This is a genomic window from Paenibacillus sp. TSA_86.1 (genome assembly GCF_052691815.1).
Genome location: NZ_JBQZGE010000022.1, coordinates 1 through 24,289, shown reverse-complemented (window position 1 = coordinate 24,289; position 24,289 = coordinate 1). Strand labels below are relative to the sequence as shown.

Annotated in this window: 23 protein-coding genes; 22 read left to right on the top strand and 1 reads right to left on the bottom strand. The window is 47.3% G+C overall.

The features are described from left to right. Positions 1 to 17 precede the first annotated feature (17 nt). The 21 genes from tilS (at position 18) to ACUTVW_RS25235 (ending at position 22,436) form a co-directional block, all read left to right on the top strand. The gene (gene tilS, locus ACUTVW_RS25335; protein ID WP_445648315.1) at positions 18 to 1,457 is read left to right on the top strand and encodes a tRNA lysidine(34) synthetase TilS; all 1,440 of its coding nucleotides are present in this window, start codon (positions 18 to 20) and stop codon (positions 1,455 to 1,457) included. 52 nt (positions 1,458 to 1,509) lie between these two features. Further along, complete coding sequence (gene hpt / locus ACUTVW_RS25330) at positions 1,510 to 2,049, top strand: hypoxanthine phosphoribosyltransferase (protein WP_434748601.1); 540 nt, start codon at positions 1,510 to 1,512, stop codon at positions 2,047 to 2,049. A gap of 100 nt (positions 2,050 to 2,149) precedes the next feature. Then, positions 2,150 to 4,192 (top strand): ATP-dependent zinc metalloprotease FtsH, encoded by a 2,043-nt coding sequence (gene ftsH, locus ACUTVW_RS25325; RefSeq protein WP_445648314.1) that lies wholly within the window; start codon positions 2,150 to 2,152, stop codon positions 4,190 to 4,192. Positions 4,193 to 4,490: 298 nt separating this feature from the next. Continuing rightward, complete coding sequence (nadA, locus tag ACUTVW_RS25320; RefSeq protein WP_445648313.1) at positions 4,491 to 5,429, top strand: quinolinate synthase NadA; 939 nt, start codon at positions 4,491 to 4,493, stop codon at positions 5,427 to 5,429. A 35-nt stretch (positions 5,430 to 5,464) separates the two neighbouring features. Beyond that, a complete protein-coding gene (gene nadB, locus ACUTVW_RS25315) occupies positions 5,465 to 7,108 on the top strand; it encodes an L-aspartate oxidase (protein ID WP_445648312.1) in 1,644 nt (547 codons plus the stop codon). Further along, positions 7,105 to 7,971, top strand: a complete 867-nt coding sequence (nadC, locus tag ACUTVW_RS25310; RefSeq protein ID WP_445648311.1) for a carboxylating nicotinate-nucleotide diphosphorylase — start codon at positions 7,105 to 7,107, stop codon at positions 7,969 to 7,971. The genes nadB and nadC overlap by 4 nt, the downstream gene beginning before the upstream one ends. A gap of 6 nt (positions 7,972 to 7,977) precedes the next feature. Continuing rightward, entirely contained in the window at positions 7,978 to 8,748 is a 771-nt protein-coding gene (locus tag ACUTVW_RS25305) for a type III pantothenate kinase (RefSeq protein WP_445648310.1), read from the top strand. A gap of 102 nt (positions 8,749 to 8,850) precedes the next feature. Continuing rightward, positions 8,851 to 9,741: an Hsp33 family molecular chaperone HslO gene (gene hslO, locus ACUTVW_RS25300; protein ID WP_445648309.1), complete on the top strand. Its 891-nt coding sequence runs from the start codon at positions 8,851 to 8,853 to the stop codon at positions 9,739 to 9,741. A gap of 23 nt (positions 9,742 to 9,764) precedes the next feature. Then, positions 9,765 to 10,715 (top strand): peptidyl-prolyl cis-trans isomerase, encoded by a 951-nt coding sequence (locus ACUTVW_RS25295; protein WP_445648308.1) that lies wholly within the window; start codon positions 9,765 to 9,767, stop codon positions 10,713 to 10,715. Between the two features lie 401 nt (positions 10,716 to 11,116). Further along, positions 11,117 to 12,055: a cysteine synthase A gene (gene cysK / locus ACUTVW_RS25290; RefSeq protein WP_445648307.1), complete on the top strand. Its 939-nt coding sequence runs from the start codon at positions 11,117 to 11,119 to the stop codon at positions 12,053 to 12,055. Positions 12,056 to 12,250: 195 nt separating this feature from the next. After that, positions 12,251 to 13,894, top strand: a complete 1,644-nt coding sequence (locus tag ACUTVW_RS25285) for an anthranilate synthase component I family protein (protein WP_445648306.1) — start codon at positions 12,251 to 12,253, stop codon at positions 13,892 to 13,894. 49 nt (positions 13,895 to 13,943) lie between these two features. Then, positions 13,944 to 14,522, top strand: a complete 579-nt coding sequence (gene pabA / locus ACUTVW_RS25280; RefSeq protein ID WP_445648305.1) for an aminodeoxychorismate/anthranilate synthase component II — start codon at positions 13,944 to 13,946, stop codon at positions 14,520 to 14,522. Position 14,523: 1 nt separating this feature from the next. Continuing rightward, positions 14,524 to 15,417, top strand: a complete 894-nt coding sequence (locus tag ACUTVW_RS25275; protein WP_445648304.1) for an aminotransferase class IV — start codon at positions 14,524 to 14,526, stop codon at positions 15,415 to 15,417. Further along, positions 15,414 to 16,280 (top strand): dihydropteroate synthase, encoded by an 867-nt coding sequence (gene folP / locus ACUTVW_RS25270; RefSeq protein WP_445648303.1) that lies wholly within the window; start codon positions 15,414 to 15,416, stop codon positions 16,278 to 16,280. The genes ACUTVW_RS25275 and folP overlap by 4 nt, the downstream gene beginning before the upstream one ends. 80 nt (positions 16,281 to 16,360) lie before the next feature. Next, positions 16,361 to 16,723 (top strand): dihydroneopterin aldolase, encoded by a 363-nt coding sequence (gene folB / locus ACUTVW_RS25265; protein WP_434748589.1) that lies wholly within the window; start codon positions 16,361 to 16,363, stop codon positions 16,721 to 16,723. Between the two features lie 9 nt (positions 16,724 to 16,732). Beyond that, positions 16,733 to 17,281: a 2-amino-4-hydroxy-6-hydroxymethyldihydropteridine diphosphokinase gene (gene folK / locus ACUTVW_RS25260; RefSeq protein ID WP_445648302.1), complete on the top strand. Its 549-nt coding sequence runs from the start codon at positions 16,733 to 16,735 to the stop codon at positions 17,279 to 17,281. Then, positions 17,278 to 17,436, top strand: a complete 159-nt coding sequence (locus tag ACUTVW_RS25255; protein WP_445648301.1) for a helix-turn-helix domain-containing protein — start codon at positions 17,278 to 17,280, stop codon at positions 17,434 to 17,436. Before folK ends, ACUTVW_RS25255 begins: the two co-directional genes overlap by 4 nt. A 131-nt stretch (positions 17,437 to 17,567) precedes the next feature. Continuing rightward, a complete protein-coding gene (gene dusB / locus ACUTVW_RS25250) occupies positions 17,568 to 18,587 on the top strand; it encodes a tRNA dihydrouridine synthase DusB (RefSeq protein ID WP_445648300.1) in 1,020 nt (339 codons plus the stop codon). 250 nt (positions 18,588 to 18,837) lie between these two features. Then, positions 18,838 to 19,317 (top strand): transcription elongation factor GreA, encoded by a 480-nt coding sequence (gene greA, locus ACUTVW_RS25245; RefSeq protein ID WP_445648339.1) that lies wholly within the window; start codon positions 18,838 to 18,840, stop codon positions 19,315 to 19,317. A gap of 114 nt (positions 19,318 to 19,431) precedes the next feature. After that, positions 19,432 to 20,943 carry a lysine--tRNA ligase gene (lysS, locus tag ACUTVW_RS25240; RefSeq protein WP_445648299.1) on the top strand — a complete coding sequence of 504 codons (1,512 nt, stop codon included), beginning with the start codon at positions 19,432 to 19,434 and terminating at the stop codon, positions 20,941 to 20,943. A 155-nt stretch (positions 20,944 to 21,098) separates the two neighbouring features. Beyond that, positions 21,099 to 22,436 (top strand): TrkH family potassium uptake protein, encoded by a 1,338-nt coding sequence (locus ACUTVW_RS25235; RefSeq protein ID WP_445648298.1) that lies wholly within the window; start codon positions 21,099 to 21,101, stop codon positions 22,434 to 22,436. A gap of 233 nt (positions 22,437 to 22,669) precedes the next feature. On the opposite strand, the gene ACUTVW_RS25230 is transcribed toward ACUTVW_RS25235, so the two are convergent. After that, positions 22,670 to 23,260, bottom strand: coding sequence for a TetR/AcrR family transcriptional regulator (locus ACUTVW_RS25230; protein ID WP_445648297.1), 591 nt, complete (start codon positions 23,258 to 23,260; stop codon positions 22,670 to 22,672). An 87-nt stretch (positions 23,261 to 23,347) separates the two neighbouring features. Here ACUTVW_RS25230 and ACUTVW_RS25225 point away from each other — a divergent pair, with 87 nt between their 5' ends. Further along, positions 23,348 to 23,896 (top strand): hypothetical protein, encoded by a 549-nt coding sequence (locus ACUTVW_RS25225; protein WP_445648296.1) that lies wholly within the window; start codon positions 23,348 to 23,350, stop codon positions 23,894 to 23,896. Positions 23,897 to 24,289 lie beyond the last annotated feature (393 nt).

Here is a 24,289-nt window from a genome sequence, read left to right as displayed (position 1 = left end):
AGGAATGAGGAACAGGTATGGAAGCTTTACGCTGGGACAAACTGGTTAATAACGTACTAGATGTAGCGGAAGAGCATCAGTTATGGGTTCCCGGAGATCGGATTGTCATCGCTGTATCGGGCGGGCCGGATTCGGTAGCTTTTTTGCATATCATGCATGAGATCAGCAAGCAGCATATGCCGCTTGAATTGATCTGTGCCCATGTACATCATGGATTTCGGGCCGAGTCAGATGAAGAAGCTCGTCAGATGATGGATTTGGCAAGCCAGCTTGGCCTTGCATTTGAATGGGTCAAAGCCGATATACCTTCCTATATGAAACAAACGGGTCAAGGTCCGCAGGAGGCAGCACGAAACCGACGGTATGCCTTTTTACATGAAGTGGCTGATAAGTATGGGGCAGCTAGCATTGCTCTGGCACATCATGCCGATGATCAGGCCGAGACGGTGATGCTTCATTTGTTAAGAGGTAGCGGGCTTGCAGGGCTTGCAGGGATGAAGTTCAAACGTCGCGAAAAAAATGTGGAACTTATCAGGCCATGTCTTCGTATAAACAAGACAGACCTTGTAGAAGCTTGTAATACACAGGGTTTTACTTACTTTCATGACGAGAGTAATGAACAACGCAAATACCGGCGTAATGTGATTCGTTTGGATGTGCTTCCTTTTTTGGGGCAGTATAATGGACAACTCACGCCGTCACTGAATCGACTTGCCGAAATTGTGGGTGACGAAGACGATTTCATGGAGAAGAGTACTCAAGACACATACAGGTGTCTAGTGCAGGTGAACGGTGGAAGGCAGACCTTTGAGGTGCCTTCCTTCTTGAAGTTACATGTTGCTTTACAACGAAGGTTGATTAAACTAATATTGAATTATCTGCCTTTGGACAGTGATTTTGTCGACTTTACCCGTATTGAAACTATTCGGCGCAAGGTCATGGAGACCGAGGTGACAACTTGGAGTCTGGATATAGGACAGACACTTACTTGTACCCGGGAGTATGATCGGATCTCTTTTGGCCAACAAACAGGCGTAAAGGGTCAATCTTACGAGTATCGTCTTGCACAATGGAGCGGAACTTATGAGCTTTCACTCACCGAAATTGACCGGTATATCCGGTTGATACCGATGAGTCCCGAGAACTATCATGTACCGGAATCGGCGGATCAAGCTGCGTTTGATGTGGATGAGCTTCTGATGCCGCTGGTCGTACGTTCACGGTTACCTGGAGATACCATGAAAGTAATGGGATTAAACGGAAGCAAAAAGGTGAAAAATATTTTCATCGATGAGAAAATTCCCCCATCTGTCAGACCCCGCATTCCAGTGGTGTGTGATGGAGCAGGCAATGTCATCTGGTTACCGGGTGTTCGCCGCTCCAATGCGGCTCCTGTCAGGGAGAGTACTTCCGCAATCCTGTACATGACTGTAGGCGATTCAACGATTCAGGGGTAGTGGTTATGGTTCAGGTAAGGCTTTCATAGTATAACTTAGGAGGTTCGCACAGTTGCAGAACGACATTCAGGAAGTATTGATCAGTGAAGAAGAAATTCGGATTAAAGTCAAGGAATTAGGCGCAACACTAAGTGCCGATTATGCTAACCGGAATCCTTTGGTCATTTGCGTGCTCAAAGGTGCGTTTATATTTATGGCTGATTTGGTTAAAAACATAACGGTACCGGTTGAAATGGATTTTATGGCCGTATCCAGTTATGGTGCGTCTACCAAGTCATCCGGTGTTGTTAAAATTATCAAAGATCTGGATGTATCTGTTGAAGGGCGTGAGGTTTTGATTGTCGAAGATATTATCGACAGCGGACTTACACTCAGTTATTTAATTGAACTGTTGGAAAACCGCGGTGCCGAGACGGTACGTGTGGTTACACTGTTCGATAAGCCATCTGGTCGCAAAGTGGAATTGGAAGCCCATTACACAGGCTTTGACATTCCTGACGCGTTCATCGTTGGATACGGTTTGGATTATGCCGAACATTACCGGAACCTGCCTTATATCGGGATCCTGAAACCGGAAATCTACACGAGCTGATATCCTGCAAGGCCCAAGCCTTGAGCTGTTCATGGCTTCTATTGAGAAGCCACGTCGGGCTATGTTAAAATAATTAAAGTGTCTCGAGAGGAGGTAGGGGATGAATCGGTTCATCCGGAATTCTGGTTTTTATTTGATTCTTTTTTTAGTTGTGGTGGGTTTAGTTAGATTTATCACAGATGGAAACGATGTTATAGAAAACCCTAGATATGATCAGTTTCGTGCTGAGGTTAAAGCCAATAATATTGCCGAAGTGACTGTTCAATTCAACGGTCAGACATATCTCGTGACCGGCCGATACAAAAAAGCACCTGATGGGGCTAAATCAGAAAATTTCTCAACGTATATTCCTCCTACGGATGAGGCAATTACCGAACTTGTAGCTGCAAGTGAAGCTAACAAATTTGAATATCATCAGGAACCAATGAAGGGCGACAGCATCTGGTTGACACTGCTGACTTCCTTTATTCCTTTGATCATTATGTTCCTGCTGTTCTTCTTCCTGTTTAATCAGGCTCAAGGCGGCGGCGGTAAAGTAATGAACTTTGGTAAAAGTCGTGCTCGTCTCTACAACGAAGAGAAGAAGCGGGTTACATTTGAAGATGTAGCAGGTGCTGACGAGGAGAAACAGGAACTTGTTGAAGTCGTCGACTTCCTCAAGGACCCTCGGAAGTTCGCAGCCGTTGGTGCACGTATTCCGAAGGGCGTATTGCTTGTAGGTCCTCCGGGTACAGGTAAAACATTGCTCGCTCGTGCCGTAGCCGGTGAAGCGGGAGTTCCATTCTTCAGCATTTCCGGTTCTGACTTCGTCGAAATGTTTGTCGGTGTCGGTGCGTCACGTGTCCGTGACTTGTTCGAAAATGCGAAGAAAAATGCACCTTGTATCATCTTTATTGACGAGATTGATGCAGTGGGACGTCAGCGTGGTGCTGGTCTTGGTGGAGGTCACGATGAACGTGAACAAACCCTCAACCAGTTACTCGTTGAAATGGACGGATTCGGCGCAAACGAAGGTATTATCATCGTTGCCGCAACGAACCGTGCAGATATTCTGGACCCTGCGTTACTGCGTCCAGGACGTTTTGACCGTCAAATCACAGTAGACCGTCCAGATGTTAGAGGTCGTGAAGCTGTTCTGAAAGTACACTCTCGTAACAAACCACTCACGAAAGATGTGAGACTGGACATTATTGCGAAGCGTACAACAGGTTTCTCTGGCGCAGATCTGGAAAACTTGCTGAATGAAGCAGCATTGCTTGCAGCTCGTCGCAACAGAAAAGATATTTCCATGCGTGAAGTGGATGAGGCGATTGACCGCGTTATTGTTGGTACGGAGAAGAAAAGCCGTGTCATCAGTGATCGTGAGAAACGTATCGTCGCATATCACGAAGCAGGTCATACCATTGTAGGATACTTCCTGGAACATGCTGATATGGTACATAAAGTGACCATCATTCCGCGCGGTCGTGCGGGTGGATATGTAATCATGTTGCCAAAAGAAGATCGCATGCTCGTTACCAAACAGGAGTTGCTGGACAAAATAACGGGACTCCTTGGGGGTCGCGTGGCAGAGGAATTGTTTATCGGTGAGATTGGTACCGGTGCATACAGTGACTTCCAGCAAGCGACAAGTATCGTGCGCAGCATGGTTATGGAATACGGTATGAGTGAGAAACTGGGTCCAATGCAATTCGGAAGTTCGCAAGGACAGGTATTCCTTGGACGGGATATCGGTCATGAACAGAATTACTCGGATTCCATCGCATATGAGATCGACCAAGAGATGCAGCGTTTCATTAACGACTGTTATGAGAAGTGTAAAGCTCTCCTTACCAAACATACGAGAGAGATGCATCTGATCGCTGAAACATTGCTTGAGGTAGAAACATTGGAAATGGATCAGATCAAGCAATTGATCGAAACAGGTTCCCTTACACCTAAAGCAGAAGACGACAATTCAGGAGAAGGCACACCAAATGAAGGCGGCGAGCCAATCATTGATAATATCGGTGATGTTCGCGTACGCATTCAGGGCAAAGATGAAACTTCTGAGCCACCGGTTGGAGATATTCCGAATGAAACTCCTGACCTGGATAAGGGTAGCAATGATCCGAATGATGGTGGCACGAAGCCGACATCATAATAGGTAACATTGTCCGGTAATGCTACCGGAATGATAAGGGAGCCCTTGTGGCTCTCTTTTTTTTGTAACAATTATTCATTTGCAGGAGAAACAGATAATCGAGAGCTAGATGGCGAACCGGACAGTATAAGAGTGATACGGCGGGATATCCTGCCCTTTTTCATTTATTGACAGAGTCGTGAACGTTGTGTACATTAGTTGTTAAACCGCTTGTGATTCGTTTCACCAGCGAACATAACGACATAGGTTAGCCCATGAAACAGCGATTGACGCTGTCCCGATAAGGAGAGGATCACAGGTGGAAGCTCTGGCTTTAGAGCGCAAGGCTGAGATGAATCGTGAGCTGCGTGAGCGGCTGATGGAACTCAAGAAGGAACGCAATGCCATTATTCTTGCTCATTACTATCAACGTGACGAGGTACAGGAAGTCGCAGATTTCCGTGGGGACTCTTTCCTACTGGCCCAGAAAGCAGCTCAGACAGATGCAGATGTCATCGTATTCTGTGGTGTTCATTTTATGGGTGAAAGCGCTAAAATTCTGGCTCCGAACAAAACGGTGCTCATTCCTGATGAACGTGCAGGCTGTCCGATGGCGGATATGGTGAACGTGGACGGATTACGTAAACTCAAGGCACAGCATCCCAATGCTAAAGTTGTCACATACATTAATTCCTCGGCTGAGATCAAAGCAGAAACGGATATTTGCTGTACATCCGCTAACGCTGTTCGTGTAATCCAGTCTGTGGACTCCGATGAGATCATCTGGGTACCGGATAAAAATCTGGGGCATTATGTGCAGCAGCATACAGACAAAAAGATGATTATTTGGGAAGGTTACTGTAACACGCATGATATGCTGACCGTCAAAGATGTCGTTGAAATGAAGGCTAAATATCCGAATGCTGAGTTTGTGGTGCACCCGGAGTGTCGTCCTGAGGTTGTGGAGATGGGTGACTTTGTAGGTAGCACGACAGCGATCCTGGAGTATTGCAAGAAATCAACAACCAAGCAATTCATTGTAGGTACTGAAGATGGCACAGGATATCAGCTGCGTCTTGACAGCCCGGATAAACAATTCCATTTTGCAACCAAGTTCCTGGTATGTCCCAACATGAAGGTCAACAACCTGAAAAAGCTGGTTAAATGTCTGGAAACGATGAAACCGCAGATTTATGTCCCACCGGCTGTTGCTGAACAAGCCAGAGAATCACTAGAGCGTATGTTACTGGTGAAGTAATATACGTTACTCTTGCTCCGAGACAGGTGAATAAGATGATATCGCAATATATTTATGATTTTGATCTCTCTGCGCTGCCGATGGTGGAGACAGATGTACTGGTCATCGGTTCAGGCATTGCCGGTCTGTTCACGGCCATTAAGGCCAGTGAGCAGCATCGTGTACTGATGATTACGAAGAAGTCTTTGCTTGAGAGTAACACCAGATATGCGCAGGGGGGAATTGCGGCTGTTATCGCTGAAGATGATTCGCCTGCATACCACTTGCAGGACACTCTTGTTGCCGGAGCAGGCTTGTGCCGATCCGAGGCAGTTGAAGTATTGGTAAACGAAGGCCCGGACGGTGTCAGAGAACTGATCCGTCTGGGTACATTGTTCGACCTGGAGAACGGCGAGTTGGCGTTGACGCAGGAAGGTGCGCATAGCCACCGCCGTATTTTACATGCCAACGGAGACGCAACAGGATATGAGATCGTAAGAGCGCTCGCTGTTGAGGTTCACGAACATCCTGGCATCGACGTCTGGGATGAACACTTTGTCGTTGATCTTATTACGGATCAAGGAGAATGTATCGGTGCTCTGATTCTGAAAGAGGACGGCTCCAAAGTATTTGTCAAAGCCAAAGCAACGGTGCTCTGCTCTGGCGGAGCGGGACAACTGTACCGTTATACGACGAACCCTGATGTTGCTACTGCCGATGGGGTGGCTATGGCATATCGTGCAGGTGCCATCGTGCGCGACATGGAATTCATTCAGTTCCATCCAACATCGTTGTGTTACCCGGGAGCTCCACGTTTCCTGGTATCTGAAGCGGTACGTGGAGAGGGTGCGTACCTTCGCAACGTGAAGGGTGAACGTTTCATGGAGAAGTACCATCCGCAGCTGGAGCTGGCACCCCGTGATATTGTAGCCAGGGCGATTGTTAGCGAGATGGAATTGACAAACAGTACGTTTGTTTATCTGGACATTACCCACGAGCAGCCGGAGATGGTGAAACATCGTTTTCCTACCATTTATGAAACCTGTATGCGTTATGGCCTCGACATGACCGCCGATTGGATACCGGTTGCGCCTGCTGCTCATTACATGATGGGTGGAGTGAAGACCGATTTAAGCGGTGAGAGCAGTATCCCTCGTTTATTTGCTTGTGGCGAGGTATCTTCGACAGGTGTGCACGGAGCGAATCGATTAGCGAGCAACTCCTTATCTGAAGCGATTGTATTTGGCCGGAGAATCGTGGAACGCATTCATTCGTTGCCATCACTCAATGGATCGATTGGGAGAGATGTGAAATCTCTGAGCAAGGACAAAAAGGAGATTAACATTAACAATACAGAGGAACAGAAAATCGCCAAGCCGGTATCGGAAAGACGTTTACGCCTGCAGAAGATGATGGTTCGCCAAGTGGGACTTCGAAGAAACGGAAAGAACCTGCAGCAGGCAATGGATAAATTGCAGCAGGAGTTATCTTTTTTTGATCAAAAGCTCACACAAAGGGAAGAACTGGAGTATGCCAACCTTTTGACTTGTGCATGGCTGGTAACCAGCGGAGCACTGCACCGTGAGGAAAGCCGAGGAGCACATTACCGCGAGGACTTCCCGGCACGCGATGATGCTATGTGGCAGAAGCATAGTCTGCAACAGCGAGAACAAGCGATTGTGGAGGAATGGATGTCATGATACTGAACGGATATAATGAGGAACTTGTTGAGACGATTAAAGGTTGGTTACGTGAGGATGTAGGTGCAGGAGATATCACAACCAATGTGACCATTCCTGCAGACAGCGAGTCCAAAGCTGTGATTCACGCCAAAGATCATGGTGTCATTGCAGGCATCACAATAGCGGAGCTAGTATTCCAGGTTGTAGACCCAGAACTTCGTTACACGGCAAAAGTAAATGACGGCGATGCCGTTACTCCTGGCACGATCTTGGCTGTAGTCGAGGGCAGCACGCACTCACTCCTTACCGGGGAACGGCTGGCCCTTAATTTATTACAGCGTATGTCGGGTGTCGCTACGCGTACCCGCTCCTACGTAGAAGCTCTTGAAGGATTGAAGACCAGACTTGTCGATACACGCAAAACAACACCAGGTCACCGCTTGTTAGAGAAGTATGCTGTACGTGTTGGTGGCGGAGCGAATCACCGGTTTGGCCTGTATGATGCCGTTATGATCAAAGACAATCATATTAAAGGTGCAGGTAGTATTTCCGAAGCGGTGCAGCGGGCACGAGCCGTTATTCCGCATACGATGACGATTGAAGTGGAGACGGAAAATCTGACTCAAGTACAAGAAGCCTTGCAAGCTGGTGCAGATATCATTATGCTGGATAACATGCGGCCTGATCGGATGCGGGAAGCGATCTCTTTGATTCGTGAACAGGCTCCGCATGTGAAGGTAGAAGCATCTGGCAACGTTTCTCTCGAAACCATTCGTGGAATTGCAGAAACGGGTGTGGATGTAATTTCGGTTGGCAGGTTAACCTATTCTTTTGAGAGCCTGGATATCAGCCTGGATTTAAACGAAAAGAAAGAGGGGTGAACCTCTTTGATTTTAGTCGTAGACGTGGGTAACAGTAACATTGTGCTCGGGGTATATCAGGGCCGTGAACTGTTGCACCATTTTCGTCTGAGCACCTCTCGTCAGTCTACAGTGGATGAATACGGCGTATTGATTTATAATTTATTTCATATGTCCAGTATCGCGGTTCGCGACATTGAGGGTGTGATTATTTCATCTGTGGTTCCGCCACTAGTGAATGTCATCGAGACGATGTGTGTGAAATACGTGGGCCAAAAACCAATGATCGTCGGGCCTGGCATCAAAACCGGCCTGAATCTGCGATATGAGAATCCGCGCGAAGTCGGAGCGGATCGGATCGTAAATGCCGTGGCAGCCGTGGAAAAGTACGGCGGTCCTCTTGTAGTCGTTGATTTTGGTACAGCCACAACGTTTGACTGTATTGACGAGAAAGGCCATTATTTGGGGGGCGCTATTGTCCCTGGCATTCACATTGCTACCGAAGCACTTTATGAGCGGGCAGCCAAACTGCCGCGAATTGAGCTGGAGAAGCCGAAGAAGGTTATTGGACGCAATACTGTGCATGCCATGCAATCAGGTATCATCTATGGATACGCCGGGCAAGTGGACGGCATCGTAGAACGAATTCGCGAAGAGATGAAGGCTGAACCTATGGTCATTGCCACGGGGGGCCTTGCTGCTCTAATTGCAGAAGAGACCCGAAGCATTGAGAAAGTCGATCCGCTGCTTACGCTTGAGGGGCTGCGTGTCATCTATGAGCGGAACCGGGAACGGTAGACATACAAAGGGCGGCATACAGCAGGCTGGGATTCAGCTTAAATGTTGAGCCGTTTTTTTCTGTTAAGGAACAAGATTATACGCCAAAGGAGGCTGAATGACTTGGAAAACAACAACAAACACGATCGGTTGATCCGTGGTACAGCAATGAATGGAAAGGTAAGAGCGTTTGCCGTTCAGACCACAGAACTGGTAGAAGAGCTGCGGAGAAGACATGACACGTTTCCCACGGCTACAGCTGCTATGGGGCGTACTGTAACGACAGCGGCCATTATGGGTGCAATGCTGAAAGGTGATGAAAAGCTCACTATCCAAGTGAACGGAGATGGCCCGATAGGCCAGATCGTAGCCGATGCCAACGCCAAAGGTGAGGTACGGGGTTATGTTTCCAATCCACATGTACATCTGCCAAGCAATCGTTTTGGCAAATTGGATGTAGCTGGCGCGGTAGGTACAGAAGGTTTCATTAATATCACGAAGGATCTGGGTCTGAAAGATCCTTATCGTGGCAGTATTCCTATTATTTCAGGAGAGCTGGGCGAAGACTTCACGTACTATTTCGCTCAGTCGGAACAGACACCTTCTGCTGTTGGAGTGGGTGTCCTGGTCGATACAGATAACTCGGTTATCGTTTCGGGTGGATTTATAATACAGTTGCTCCCAGGACTTACTGACCCGGATATCACAGAAATAGAAAATGCCATTGGTGCCTTGCCTCCGGTGACAACCTTGTTGAACAAGGGACTGGAGCTTGAAGAATTGTTGCGCCGTCTTCTGCCGGATGTGCAGGTTATGGGTGAACTTGATATTCATTTTAACTGCAGTTGTTCTCGTGAACGTTTGGAACAAACCCTGATCAGTCTCGGACAATCCGAGCTGGAGGAGCTAATCGAAGAAGAAGGACAGGCGGAAGTAATCTGCCAATTCTGCAATGAGGCTTATGATTTTAACAAAGAGCAGCTAGAGACCATCCTAGAACAAGCCAAGAACTGATCGATGCGGGGACGGGATGCGGTATGACCAGACAGGAAAAAGGATTGTGGACGGCGGTCGTTATTTTGACACTTGGCGTATTGGTGATGGGTACGGTTATGGCGATGCAGGTACTTAATCAGGGTAAAGAAGATGCAGAAACACCACATGATGCCAACCATGAAGAAGGAAGCACGGTGGCAACGATTAATGGTGAAGTGATTACGGATAAAGTCTGGACGGATGCGTTAAAACGACGTTATGGCAGTGAAATCCTGCTGCAGATGCTGAACCGAAAAGCGGTGTATGCTGAGGCTCTTCAACGCAATTTGGTGGTCACTCCCGAAGAGATCACAAGAGAGATGGCAGAGGCTATGGATGGGTATGATTCAGAAAAGTCTTATTATGATGCGATGAAATCACAGCTTGGCCTATCGAAGCAGGATCTCGAATTGGAAGCGGGGTATCGTCTACTGCTTGAAAAGATTGCTACCGCAGGCATTCATATTAAGGATGATGATATTCAGCAGTATTGGGTGGAGCATCGTGAAGACTACATCACTCCTGAGAAATATGACCTATCCATTATAGTGGTAAAAGAAAAGTCGGAATCCGAGGCTTTGCTCACGGCACTTCGGAATGGGAAAGATTTTGAAGAAACGGCTCGCTCGGAATCAGAAGATACCTACTCCCGAGATGCAGGAGGCAGATTGGGGTGGATTGAGCAGAATGACCCGTTCCAGTCCAAATCAATTCTGCAGCTTGCTGCCAATATGAAAATCGGTGAAATTGCTGGTCCGGTACAGGTGGAAAACGGCTATGCAATCATGAAAATGAATGACAAAGCCGAACGCAAGGAGCAGTCAGCAAAGGAAGTCCATGAAGAAATTCGTATGGAGCTGGCCTTGAGCCAGGCTGATCCACTTCCGCAGGTCGAACAGATGTTACGAGATAAATATGAGGCTGTGATTATCTCCGAAATTCCCGCCTCCTGAAACGATGATTGATAAACATCCTGTCTTATAGGAGTTGCATCTTGATAAAAATACTTTGTCTACGGTCTCAAGACCCAAGGCAAAGTATTTTTTTGAGTACTCATATTGACAATGACGTGTAACGTTGATAAGATGAAAATAATCAAATACCTACTCGTTTACTCGGATATAAACACATCAAAAGATATATGTATGAAGTATATGTTTTCATTAGGATAAAGAAACTTCCGGAAAACTCGGCGCTGCCTATACCTGTATGCGTGGCTCTTTATGCAGAAAGGAACGGATAATCACCGGATTTCCGCAGTTCTTCATAAACATCCAGAGGTTTATTGGTACAGATCGCATAGGTTTACAGGAACGATATAAGTATTATTCATCCAACTAAGGAGGGCATTCATATGGCTAAAGTAGTTAATAATGTAACTGAACTCATCGGGGGTACTCCGCTTGTTCGTCTGAACAATATCGTACCTGAAGGCAGTGCTGAAATCTTGGTGAAACTGGAATATCAAAACCCAGGCTCAAGTGTGAAAGATCGTATCGCGATCAGCATTGTTGAAGAGGCGGAAAAAGAAGGCAAGCTGAAACCGGGTGGTACGATCATTGAAGCAACAAGTGGTAACACGGGGATTGGCCTCGCGATGGTTGCTGCTGCTAAAGGCTACAAGTCGGTCATTGTAATGCCTGAAACCATGAGCTTGGAACGCCGCAACTTGCTTCGCGCTTATGGTGCTGAGCTTGTGCTTACACCTGGAGCAGAGGGAATGAACGGCGCAGTCAAAAAAGCCGAAGAGCTTTTGAAAGAAAACCCATCTTACTTCATGGCGGAGCAGTTCAAAAACCAAGCGAATGTGAAAATTCACCGTGAAACGACAGGTCCTGAAATCGTAGAAGCGATCCAGTCTGTAGGTGGAACACTTGATGCGTTTGTTGCAGGGATTGGTACTGGCGGAACGATCACTGGTACGGGTGAAGTGTTGAAAGAAGCATTTCCTGGAATCAAAATTGTGGCCGTAGAGCCGGCAGCATCGCCAATTCTGGCGGGTGGTAAACCAGGCCCTCACAAAATTCAAGGGATTGGTGCAAACTTTATTCCTGAGATCCTGGATCAGGAAGTGTATGACGAAATCATTCACATTGAGAATGATGACGCATTTGAAACAGCTCGCACTGTTGCGAAAGAAGAAGGCATTCTGTCCGGTATTTCATCCGGTGCTGCGATTCGCGCAGGACTTCAAGTAGCGAAACAGCTGGGAGCGGGTAAACGCGTTGTGGTTATCGTGCCAAGTAATGGTGAACGTTATCTGAGCACACCGCTTTACAATTTCGAGGCGTAATTACAGGTACAGGACTTATCGATTATCGGATAAACCTTGATGCTCCTGAACCAGTTCATATTTATCCTTCCTGCCCTGACGGGTGGGAAGGATTTTTGGCGTAATGCTTTTAAAAGCAACGGCGCTTTAGTATACTATCAAACAATAAGAACTATATAAGCTATATAGTGACACAGGAAAGGGCGGCGGGCCGCAATGACACACCTGATGACAACATATGCCGACTGGGAAGCGTGGGCTGGACAAGGCTGGACAATGCTACCCTATATAATGAAGTTGGATGAAGGGCCGTATCATGGCGGTTTACCGTTGACATGGGAAGCTGCATGGCAGCATGCATCTCCCAATGCAATCGTACTGGAGAATGGCAAAGGCGGAAGGTATACATTCCTCGGCTTAAATCCGGTGTCCATCGTTTCCGGCAAAGGGCAGGAAGCAACCATCCACGATGTGTTTCAGGGGACAACAAGGAAAGATCAGGGCAAGCCACTGGATGTTTTAAAAAGATGGATGGCACCTTACCGTGCACCCAAGGTTGACGGAGCACCCGATTTTGCAGGCGGTTGTGCGGGGTACCTCAGCTATGATGTGGCCAGATCACTGGAGAAGCTGCCAACGGTGGCTGAAGACAATCCTGTTCTACCGGATTACTTGTGGATGCGATTTGAGGAAATATGGGCATATGACCATGACCAGCAGGCTCTTTTCTGTATGGTGCATGTGGAGATGAACTCCAAGCGGCAGGATCAGGATGGTCTAAGCAATCTCTATGCTGCAGCAGAGGCACGAGCGGTTGCAATGCAGCAGAGCTGGCTTCATATTACGGGTTTTGCCCAGGCAGAAGAGCAGCAGCAAGCGCTGGAACTCCGTCACAGGCAGGTTCATCTTGCACTGCGTAGAGAAGAATCGGAGCGGGAAACAGAGGGATGGAAGACATCTTTCCCGCAAGAGGATTTTGAACAAGCTGTGCGCAAGGTACAGGAATATATCCGGCAAGGTGATGTATTCCAGGTTAATCTGTCACTAAGACATGAAAAGAAGCTTCAATCCAGCAGTGAGCATATCTACGAATGGCTGCGAATAGTGAACCCGTCACCCTATATGGGCATGCTTCGCAGCCCTGAATTTCAATTGGTCAGTGGATCACCGGAATTGCTTGTGAAAGTGGACAATGGCAAGGTCAGCGCGCGTCCCATTGCTGGAACAAGAAGAAGAGGGCATGATGAGGCAGAGGATCAGGCAATGGCAGATGAGCTGCTTGGTAGTGAGAAGGAGCGAGCCGAGCACATTATGCTGGTTGATCTTGAGCGCAATGATATCGGCCGGATAGCTGCATACGGATCGGTTCATGTGCCTGAATTAATGACAATCGAAAAATATTCACATGTCATGCATCTGGTTTCACAGGTGGAGGGCAGATTGGCCGAAGGATTAACCGTATTTGATGTCATTGCCGCGACTTTCCCGGGCGGAACGATAACGGGTGCTCCCAAAGTTCGCACCATGGAGATTATTGAAGAGCTTGAACCGGTGCGGAGAGGGCCATACACAGGATCAATCGGGTGGATAGATTACAGTGGTAACATGGAGCTGAATATCGTCATTCGTACACTTGCGATCAAAGATGGGACTGGGTATGTTCAGGCTGGTGCAGGCATCGTTATTGACTCTGATCCATATCGTGAGTACAAGGAGTGTCACAATAAGGCCCGGGCGATGATGAGGGCTGTGAACTACAGTGAACGAGCTGATGTTGATATTGATAAACAACCCAAGCAGGAGCAATCTCAACGAGAGCAGGAACCTGTCGAACAGAACGAAGCAGTTAAGTTAAAATAAACATGGCATCCGCCGCAGTCTGCGGTGGAAGATGAGGAGGAGCAGACATATGATTCTGGTTATCGATAATTACGATTCCTTTACCTACAACCTGGTTCAATATCTGGGTGAATTGGGGGAGACGGTGGAAGTAAGGCGCAATGACGAGATCGATCTGGCAGGCATTGAGGCGCTGGCACCGGATCATATTCTGATCTCTCCAGGCCCATGCACACCGAATGAGGCGGGGATCAGCCTGGCAGTTATTGAACATTTCAAAGGCAGCATTCCCATCTTTGGTGTATGTCTCGGGCATCAGGCGATCGGACAAGCGTTTGGAGGCAATGTCATTCGGGCAGATCGTATGATGCATGGTAAAACATCGGAAATGCTTCACCAAGGTACATCGGTATTTACCGGTTTACCCTCTCCGTTCACAGCTACCCGTTATCATTCATTGATCGTGGAACGAAGCAGTCTGCCGGATTGCCTGGAGATTACAGCGGAGACAGCGGAGGGAGAGATTATGGGTCTGCGTCACAAAACATATGCGATTGAAGGTGTGCAGTTCCACCCGGAATCCATCATTACAGATCATGGTCATCAGATGCTTCGTAACTTCTTGTCACAGCAAAAGGCGAAGGTGTAACATGCAATATGCCGCGATTAACGGACAACTGGTTCAATTGGCGGCAGCCGTGGTTCCTGTAACGGATCACGGCTTTTTGTACGGGCTGGGGCTGTTCGAGACCTTTCGAACATACTGTGGCAAGCCTTACCTTCTGGAACGGCATCTGGACCGCATGGCTTCAGGCTGTGAAGAGCTGGGTATTCCTTTTACCGTAACAGCGGCAGAAGTGACAGACTGGATAACCCGTCTGATGCAGGCAAATAGGCTTGAGGATGCTTACGTGCGTTACACGGTATCTGCTGGTGAGGCACCGCTCGGATTACCTTCGGGAGATTATACAGATCCGACCCATATCGTACTGGCAAAAGCATTAGCTGAACCATCTCCGACTCTGTATGAGAGGGGTAAAATGCTCCAACGCCTGTCTACACCGCGTAATACGCCGGAGAGCCAAGTCCGGTTCAAGTCACTCCATTACATGAACAGTATATTGGCGAAACGTGAATTAAACGGTTGTGGTCAACACGATCAGCGAATACTGGGAGCAGAGGGATTGCAGCTCACGAGAGACGGTTATGTCGCGGAGGGCATTGTTAGTAATGTGTTTTGGGTACGTGAACAAGTCCTCTATACCCCCTCACTGTCCACGGGTATTCTGCCGGGTATCACCAGAGGGGTGGTGATAGAGATTGCTGCGCAGCAAGGTATCCCTTGTAGGGAAGTGCAGTCATCTTGGGAGGATCTTCAGCAAGCGGATGAAATATTTCTGACAGGCTCGGTTGCCGAGATCGTTCCAGTGACGACATTACGGGATCTGGACGGCACGGAGACCTCGGTCAGTCGCGGACATATTGGCCCCGTTACCGCAGCGTTGCTGCGTATGTACCGGGAGAAAGCGGGGTATACTTCATGACACTTACACCAGTCATCTATGAACGGACATATGAATGGGGGTCAGCCTCAATTACGCTGGGAACCCGAACACAGATTATGGGCATTCTGAACGTCACGCCAGATTCATTCTCCGACGGCGGTCGATACAATAGTGTGGAGCGGGCTGTAGCCCATGCCAAACAGATGATGGAAGACGGTGCTGATCTGATTGATATCGGCGGAGAATCCACACGTCCGGGTTCAGATGTTGTCCGTGCGGACGAAGAGCTTCAACGGATTATTCCGGTCATCGAAGCCTTGCACGCAGAGGCACCGCAGATCCCGATCTCGGTGGATACCTACAAGGCGGATGTGGCTCGTCAAGCGATTCAGGCAGGGGCGCATATCATCAACGATGTATGGGGAGCCAGGGCTGACCCGGAGATGGCGCGGACTGCGGCTGATCTGGGCTGTCCTATCATTCTGATGCATAATCGACAGGCAAGGGACTACAGTGATTATCTGAATGATGTTGTGCGTGATGTGCAGGACAGCATTCAGCACGCGCTTGCAGCAGGTGTGCAGGAGCATCAGATTATACTGGATCCGGGCATCGGGTTTGTAAAGGATATCTCAGAGAATCTGCAGCTGATGTCTTCTCTGGGGCTGCTTGGTGAACTTGGTTATCCGGTGCTGCTCGCCACATCCCGCAAACGATTTATTCAGCATACGCTGGATGTGGGTGCGGACGATGCGCTGGAAGGCACAGCAGCAACGGTGGCGTTTGGCATTGCCCAAGGCTGCCAATTGGTACGGGTCCATGATGTGAAGTCGATCCGGCGGACGGCGGACATGTGTGATGCTATGTTGTATCGTTCTCCAGGCTTGCGGAGAAGATCATAATGGAGGGCTTTGTGGCCCATCCATGTTGGAGCGAAGCGTTTTGATATAGAAAGTATTTGAATAGAAGGCAGGCGAAATGCATGGACAGAATGGTTTTGCACCGCATGGAGTATTACGGTTATCACGGAGTATTTGCAGAAGAGCGGAAGCTCGGACAACGTTATTACATCGATTTGGAGATTGATATGGATCTGGGTGAAGCCGGACGTAATGATGATCTGACCAAAACGATTAATTACGCAGAGATTCATGAACTGGTGAAGCAGATCGTCGAAAATAAATCATTCCAGTTAATTGAAGCGTTGGGTGAACATATTGCATCTTCTTTAATAGACACTTATACTATTATCAATGCATTGACAGTCAAGGTGACGAAGCCGCATCCGCCATTTGATATTCATTTTGGAGGCGTAACCGTAGAGCTTCGCCGCTCAAGAAAGTGAGAACCGATCATGATTGCACATTCGACCTCTGAATCCTCAGAGGCTTATATTGCTTTAGGGGCTAATTTGGGTGACCGGGAGCAGACATTAATTGAAGCGTTAACGCTTTTGGATGAACATTCTCATATATATGTGCTACGCTGTTCTGCGCTGTATGAGACGGAGCCGGTAGGGTATGTTGATCAGCCTGCGTTTTTGAATATGGCCGCTGCAGTTCGCACAAGTCTGACACCGGAGCAGCTGCTCGCCGAATTGCTGAGTGTGGAGAACCGGCTTGGACGGGTTCGGGATATACGCTGGGGTCCGCGTACAGTAGATCTGGACTTGCTCTGGATGCAGGATGAGACGCGAGATACTGAACTGCTTCAACTGCCGCATCCCCGTATGGGAGAGCGGGCTTTTGTACTGGTGCCGCTGTCGGATATTGTACCGCAGGATGAGGCATCAGGCTTGCATACCTTTGTACACGCATCGTTGTCTGTACTGGATGGAAGGGATGGAATACAGCGTTGGAAAACATGCAATTGGCCAATCGAATCCGGGCATTCCGGAAGTTGAAAGGATTAACGCAGCATGAGCTTGCAGCCGGAACTGGCATATCATTAGCCATTTTGGGAACGATTGAGCGAGGGAATCGCAAGGTGACACCACAGGAACTTGGCAAGATTGCAGGTGTGCTGGCGATTAGCATTGAGGAGTTACAGGGTAAGTAACGATTAGCAACGAACAACAACGAACAAACAGAAAAGTATAAATAACAATAAGCACACTAAATAAAATGGAACAGTCAAGGATTGTGAAAACAGTTCGGGCTTCAAATGGATAAAGAGGTGAAACAACAAGCATGCTTAAGATTGGCAATATTGAAATGAAGAATCAGGTCGTCCTTGCACCTATGGCTGGCGTATGTAATCCGGCTTTCCGCCTGATTGCTAAAGAGTTTGGTACAGGTCTTGTCTGCGCGGAGATGGTGAGTGGCAAAGCCATCGTGCATGGCAACCAGCGGACGCGCGAGATGTTGTTTGTAGATGAACGTGAGAAGCCACTCAGTCTTCAGATCTGGGGAGGCGATCGGGAATCGCTTGTGGAAGCAGCCAGGATCGTGGATAAGGAAACCAATGCAGACATCATCGACATTAACATGGGATGCCCTGTACCCAAGGTGATCAAGTGTGATGCAGGTGCGCGCTGGCTTCTGGATCCGAACAAAATCTACGAGATGGTATCGGCCGTTGTGGAAGCTGTAGAGAAACCTGTCACCGTTAAAATGCGGATCGGCTGGGATAACGAACACATCTATGTGGTTGAAAATGCTCTTGCAGTGGAACGTGCGGGCGGAAGTGCCGTCAGTGTACATGGTCGGACAAGAGAACAACTCTATACCGGTACTGCGGATTGGTCACATATCAAAAATGTCAAAGATGCCGTCTCTATTCCTGTCATCGGTAACGGTGACGTATCTTCCCCAGAGGATGCCCGCCGTATGCTGGATGAGACCGGCTGTGACGGAGTGATGATCGGGCGTGCCGCATTGGGCAACCCATGGATGCTGTATCGCACGATTCAGTATCTGAGCTCAGGCCAGCTCCCTCCTGATCCGAATGCAGAAGAGAAGATTCGTGTAGCTGTTCTGCACATGGATCGACTGATTGCACTTAAGAATGAAACGGTTGCCGTACGCGAAATGCGTAAACATCTGGCTTGGTATCTGAAGGGATTGAAAGGTTCGGCGCGAATTAAGGACGTTATTATGGAAGGAACCAAGCGGGATGAAATGGTGGGCATTCTAGAGAGCTTTGTGGATCAGTTGAAAGCCGAAGGTAATCTGGAATCTGAACCAGTAATCACTGGAAACGCTTCTTAAGAGGAGAAGAGTTTTAAAACGTTTGCAGCCCCAGGGAGTGTAACATTGACTTTTCGAGATCGTTCCCCTATAATTTCTCAGTATAAATTCGCCATGTGCGTTTGCTAAATATAGAGCATCAGGAGGAATATTCTATTTCTCTGGAGAACTTCATATAGTTTTGAAGATGTATGCGGGCGGAGTTCTGTCATCAGCACTGATTCCGTTGCCGTACAATCAAATTATTCCCATGACAGGAGAATCGGTTGAGATGAGCGACAAGGAAGTTATCCTTACACCAGAAGGACTCAAGAAGCTGGAAGAAGAACTGGAAACACTGAAATCAGTGAAGCGCCGTGAAGTGGCTGAACGGATCAAAGTAGCCATTGGATATGGTGATATCAGTGAGAACTCCGAATATGAAGATGCGAAGAATGAGCAAGCTTTCATTGAGGGACGTATCATTACATTGGAGAAGTTGTTGCGTAACGCGCGAATTATCAACAGCGATGAAATCGATACCGATTCCGTAAGTGTGGGTGCAACCGTAACTGTAGAGGATTTGGAATTCGGCGATATCACGGAATATACGATTGTAGGTACTGCGGAATCTGATCCGCTTCAGAACAAGATCTCCAATGAAAGTCCTGTAGGTAAAGCCATTTTGGGCAAGAAAAAAGGTACAGTGGTTGATGTAAGTGTGCCTGCTGGCGTAATTCAATATAAAATTGTAGATATTAAAAAGCTGTAGTAACGAAGCAGTCAGGTTCGGTAGACAAAAGCTTCCTTAGGGAAGCTTTTTTCAACATTACGGACAAACGTGTAATCACGGGCTGCAATGTAAATAAGGAGATGAATATAGATCATGACGGATGAAGTCTTGAATCAGGAAACCGAACTTAGCGAGCTGTTACAGATTCGCCGCGACAAATTGGACGAGCTCCGCAAATTGGGAATCGACCCTTTTGGCCAAAAATACGTACGTACCGAAGAGGCCGGCTCCATTCTGAAGAAGTATGAAGAACTGACCAAAGAAGAGCTGGAAGAGAAGCACATCGAAGTCAGCATTGCCGGACGGATTATGGCGAAGCGGGGCATGGGTAAAGCAAGCTTTGCACATATTCAAGACCTGAGCGGCCGAATCCAGATCTATGTTCGTCAAGATAGCGTGCCAGAGGACAAGTTTACGGCGTTTAGTCTGCTTGATCTTGGAGATATCGTTGGGGTATCCGGCGTTGTTTTCAAAACCAAAACAGGTGAGACTTCCGTTAAAGTAAAGGACTTGGAAGTGCTATCGAAATCACTTTACCCACTTCCGGACAAATACCACGGTCTGACCGACGTTGAACTGCGTTATCGTCAGCGTTACGTAGACCTGATCACGAACCCTGAAGTGCAACAAACCTTCATTACCCGTTCGAAAATTATTCAATCCATGCGTCGTTATCTGGACTCCCATGGTTATCTGGAAGTGGAGACACCGACTTTGCATACCATCGCAGGTGGTGCAGCGGCACGTCCGTTCATTACACATCACAACGCGCTTGATATGGAATTGTACATGCGGATTGCGATCGAACTTCACTTGAAACGTCTGATTGTCGGCGGTTTGGAAAAAGTATATGAGATCGGTCGTGTATATCGGAACGAAGGTATGTCTACACGTCACAATCCGGAGTTTACGATGATTGAGCTGTATGAAGCGTATGCAGATTACAAGGATATCATGGCCTTGACTGAAAACCTTGTAGCCCACATTGCACAGGAAGTACTTGGTACACAAGTGATTCAATACGGTGATCATGAAGTAGATCTTACGCCGCAATGGCGCCGTGTAACGATGGTGGATGCTGTTAAGGAAGTGGTCGGTGTAGACTTCTCCGTACACATGACGAATGAAGAAGCGCACAGCCTGGCCAAAGAGCATAATGTAAAAGTTGAACCACATATGACATTTGGTCATATCTTGAACGCTTTCTTTGAAGAATTTGTTGAAGAAACACTAATTCAGCCAACCTTCATTATGGGACACCCGCTTGAAATTTCGCCACTGGCGAAGAAAAGCGATGCAGATCCACGCTTCACGGATCGTTTCGAGTTGTTTATCGTTGGACGTGAGCATGCCAATGCTTTCACCGAGCTGAATGATCCAATTGATCAGCGTCAGCGCTTTGAAGCACAGATGTTGGAGAAAGAGCATGGCAATGACGAAGCTCATGAGATGGATGACGACTTCATCCGTGCACTTGAGTATGGTATGCCACCAACAGGTGGTCTGGGAATCGGTATCGATCGTCTGATCATGCTCCTGACCAATTCGCCGTCCATCCGTGACGTGCTGCTCTTCCCGCACATGCGTCCACGTACACAAGAGTAAATAAGGAACGTATCATTCGTTCATAATAGAAGAGGAACCTGCCACTGGATTCAAGCTGGGGCAAGTTCCTCTTTGGGTTTACATAAGCAACGCGGCAGCTATACAACGGGTCACCGTTGCTCACATTTTCATTTTGGTTAAAAGAGGTGCCCTTCATGAAGTTCAGGCTTCACATCGCCAGGTTCATATCTCCCCCGTTAATATTGGTTGGCGGGTTCCTGCTGATTATCTCTATTGGTACAGTTTTGTTGATGCTGCCGTTTTCCAATCAAAGTGGTATACATCTCGCCTTTATTGATGCTTTGTTTACAGCTACTTCTGCGGCATGCGTGACTGGGCTTGTAGTGGTGGACGTAGGGACAACCTTCAATCTGTTTGGTCAGATTGTCATCATGATCCTTATGCAGCTTGGCGGACTTGGCTTTATGACAATGGCTACATTGTTTGCACTTGTGCTGGGCAAACGCATCTCTCTTAAGGACAGGTTATTGCTGAAGGAAGCCATTAATGCAGATAGCATGGAGGGGATTGTGCGGATTATCCGCAAGGTTCTGATCTTTTCGTTTACCATTGAAGGGGTGGCTGCAGTTATTCTGGCTTTGCGCTGGGCAACCGAGATGCCTTTTATGCAGGCCGTATACTATGGGATTTTCCATTCGGTGTCCTTGTTTAACAACGGTGGATTTGATCTGTTTGGCAACAGTTTTCAATATTATACCGGAGACTGGATTTTCAACATCACAGCTTCGATTCTGGTGATCTCCGGTGGGCTTGGTTTTGTTGTCCTGAATGACCTGTTTGAGTATCGCAAACGCCGCCGCTTATCTTTGCAGTCCAAACTGGTGCTATCTGTGTCAGGTGCGCTGATTGGGATAGGTGCAGTGGTGCTGTTTATTTTTGAATTCACGAATAGTCATACGCTGGGTTCATTAACTTGGAGCGAGAAAATCTACGCATCGTTCTTCCAGTCTGTCTCCACACGTTCTTCCGGAACCAGCACCATTGATATCACGCAGATGCGGCAGGCAACACAGTTTTTCTTTATTTTGCTGATGTTCATCGGTGCTTCTCCGGGTTCGACAGGTGGGGGAATCAAGACAACCACGTTTCTGATTATGATCGGGGCGGTCTACGCCATGATTCGTGGCAACAAAGATATCGTCTTTTTCCGTCAGCGCGTCCCCAAAGAGTTGCTGATGAGGGCATTAACCATCATTATGGTCTCCTTGATTATTTTCATGATTGTGGTGATGCTTCTGCTGACGACAGAGGATGCGCCATTCCTTTCACTCATGTTCGAAGCAGCATCGGCTATTGGTACGGTGGGGCTGTCGGTGGGCGTAACCCATGAGATGACTAATTGGGGCAAAATCATTATTACCTTTACCATGTTTGTTGGTCGGATCGGACCACTGACCATTGCATATGCACTTCGTCCCCGTAAAGAAAAGAAACTTTACCGCCACCCAGAAGGCCGGATTATCATTGGTTAAAACAACAAAAAACGCAGGCATTCAGTATGTACTCCCTTATACAAAAAAATGGGGGTGACATTGAATGTGCTGCGTTTTTTTTATTTGCGATGGGTCTATCAAGATAGAGATAGAGTTGAACTATGACAATCTGTCTGAGGCAGACCCTGGATCTTGCTATGTGTGCTTCGCGCCATTACTTAATTTGCTTAAGCCTGATTAACAATGGGGATGTTCAATTTACGGGCTTTGTTCTACAGGCATAGTGAGGCCAGATGTAATGTGAGGGCTTCATCGATTAGATTGCCGTTCACCTGATCCGGTCTAAGCACCGCATGGATGGCCAAGCCATCAACGAGAGCATACAGTCTTTCGATCTCAAGTTCCTTATTTAGATCGGGTCTGAAGATGTCGGCCTCTACCAGTGAGGTAATAACAAATTCAACAGCTCGCCTAATATCATTATAGACAATGTCAGCCAGCTTTTTGAGTGCAGGATTAGTTTTGGATTTGGCAGTAAAAGCGAACCAGACCTCCATTTCAGCCATTTTCTCATCCGTATTTGGCAGGAATTCAAGTAGTAACTGTTTCATATGTTCCATTGGAGACCCGTCAAAAGATATGCCTTGAAGCCGGGAAGTCACCCGTTCTGAGACCAGATTCATTGCATATAACAGCAGCTCGGATTGAGTGGAAAAATAGTGACGCATGGAACCGACCGAGATACCAGCCTCCTCCGCAATATTTCGTACAGAGGCTTGTTCCATACCGTTTCTTCGAATAATACGCCATGCGGCCTCGGCCACAAGCACGCGTTGTTTATCATGATCTACGATTTTAGGCATGACTGTATTATATCATCATTGAATAATATAATACAAACGTGTTAAAATAATTATGGTACAGTTGTACTATAATGAGGAGGTATGGTTATGATCGCTTATTTTATTATTGCATGTGAGATCGCATTCTGGGTATTTGTTGCGGCAGGACTTAGCGTTCGATATATGCTGGGCATGAAGCGGCTGGGTTTGGCCTTGTTGGCAGCTACGCCAATTATTGATGTCCTGTTGCTAGTCGCCACGGTAATAGATCTCCAGCGTGGAGCTACAGCAAGTATGGTTCATGGTATTGCAGCTATCTATATTGGGGTAAGTATTGCTTTTGGACATCAGATGATTGCTTGGGCTGACCGTTACTTTCAATACTGGTTTAGAGGTGGAGAGAATCCCAGGAGAAACAAGCTGTATGGTAAAGAGCATGCAAGGCGTGAGCGCGTAGGCTGGTTCAGGCATTTTTTGGCTTGGAGTATTGGGAGTGTGCTTTTGTATATCATGATAAGGTGGATCGGTGATCCAGCACGTACAGAGGTGTTTACGGGTCTGATCCGAGTATGGGGTATGGTGCTGAGCATCGACTTTCTGATTAGCATGAGTTATAGTTTATGGCCGAGAAAGGCTCCTGTTAAAAATTTAGGTTAAAGGAATATAGGAAGTAAGAGACGTTTATTATGTAAGATCATCATTTAATGCCTTTGTAAGAGGTTTTCCTTATGCACTCGTGTAGTTCTGATTATTCTTGGAAGTAAGAATGAAGCTGTTTGGAGAAATAGAAAAAACACTTGCAATGTTATTCTGTACATGGTATATTCTAATTCCGGCCAAGAAAACACAGATTACACGGTGCGGCAAGCAAATGAAAACAAGCTTCGAAAGAAACTTGAAAAAGAGCTTGCAAAGTTGGTTTGGACGTGATATGATATAAAAGTTACTGAAACGAATGAGTGACAGTAACTAAATAAGTTTGATCTTTGAAAACTGAACAACGAGTGAGTAAACATTCTGCTTGCAGAATGAACGCGAAAGTATGAGACG

Bases quoted from the DNA above. Each gene is read 5' to 3' on its own strand.
- ACUTVW_RS25275 (WP_445648304.1), top strand. From the start codon at position 14,524: ATGCAATATGCCGCGATTAACGGACAACTGGTTCAATTGGCGGCAGCC.
- folK (WP_445648302.1), top strand. From the start codon at position 16,733: ATGATTGCACATTCGACCTCTGAATCCTCAGAGGCTTATATTGCTTTA.
- folB (WP_434748589.1), top strand. From the start codon at position 16,361: ATGGACAGAATGGTTTTGCACCGCATGGAGTATTACGGTTATCACGGA.
- folP (WP_445648303.1), top strand. From the start codon at position 15,414: ATGACACTTACACCAGTCATCTATGAACGGACATATGAATGGGGGTCA.
- greA (WP_445648339.1), top strand. From the start codon at position 18,838: ATGAGCGACAAGGAAGTTATCCTTACACCAGAAGGACTCAAGAAGCTG.
- lysS (WP_445648299.1), top strand. From the start codon at position 19,432: ATGACGGATGAAGTCTTGAATCAGGAAACCGAACTTAGCGAGCTGTTA.
- pabA (WP_445648305.1), top strand. From the start codon at position 13,944: ATGATTCTGGTTATCGATAATTACGATTCCTTTACCTACAACCTGGTT.
- ACUTVW_RS25235 (WP_445648298.1), top strand. From the start codon at position 21,099: ATGAAGTTCAGGCTTCACATCGCCAGGTTCATATCTCCCCCGTTAATA.
- nadB (WP_445648312.1), top strand. From the start codon at position 5,465: ATGATATCGCAATATATTTATGATTTTGATCTCTCTGCGCTGCCGATG.
- ACUTVW_RS25285 (WP_445648306.1), top strand. From the start codon at position 12,251: ATGACACACCTGATGACAACATATGCCGACTGGGAAGCGTGGGCTGGA.
- ACUTVW_RS25230 (WP_445648297.1), bottom strand. From the start codon at position 23,260: ATGCCTAAAATCGTAGATCATGATAAACAACGCGTGCTTGTGGCCGAG.
- ACUTVW_RS25225 (WP_445648296.1), top strand. From the start codon at position 23,348: ATGATCGCTTATTTTATTATTGCATGTGAGATCGCATTCTGGGTATTT.
- cysK (WP_445648307.1), top strand. From the start codon at position 11,117: ATGGCTAAAGTAGTTAATAATGTAACTGAACTCATCGGGGGTACTCCG.
- ftsH (WP_445648314.1), top strand. From the start codon at position 2,150: ATGAATCGGTTCATCCGGAATTCTGGTTTTTATTTGATTCTTTTTTTA.
- nadC (WP_445648311.1), top strand. From the start codon at position 7,105: ATGATACTGAACGGATATAATGAGGAACTTGTTGAGACGATTAAAGGT.
- dusB (WP_445648300.1), top strand. From the start codon at position 17,568: ATGCTTAAGATTGGCAATATTGAAATGAAGAATCAGGTCGTCCTTGCA.
- ACUTVW_RS25295 (WP_445648308.1), top strand. From the start codon at position 9,765: ATGACCAGACAGGAAAAAGGATTGTGGACGGCGGTCGTTATTTTGACA.
- tilS (WP_445648315.1), top strand. From the start codon at position 18: ATGGAAGCTTTACGCTGGGACAAACTGGTTAATAACGTACTAGATGTA.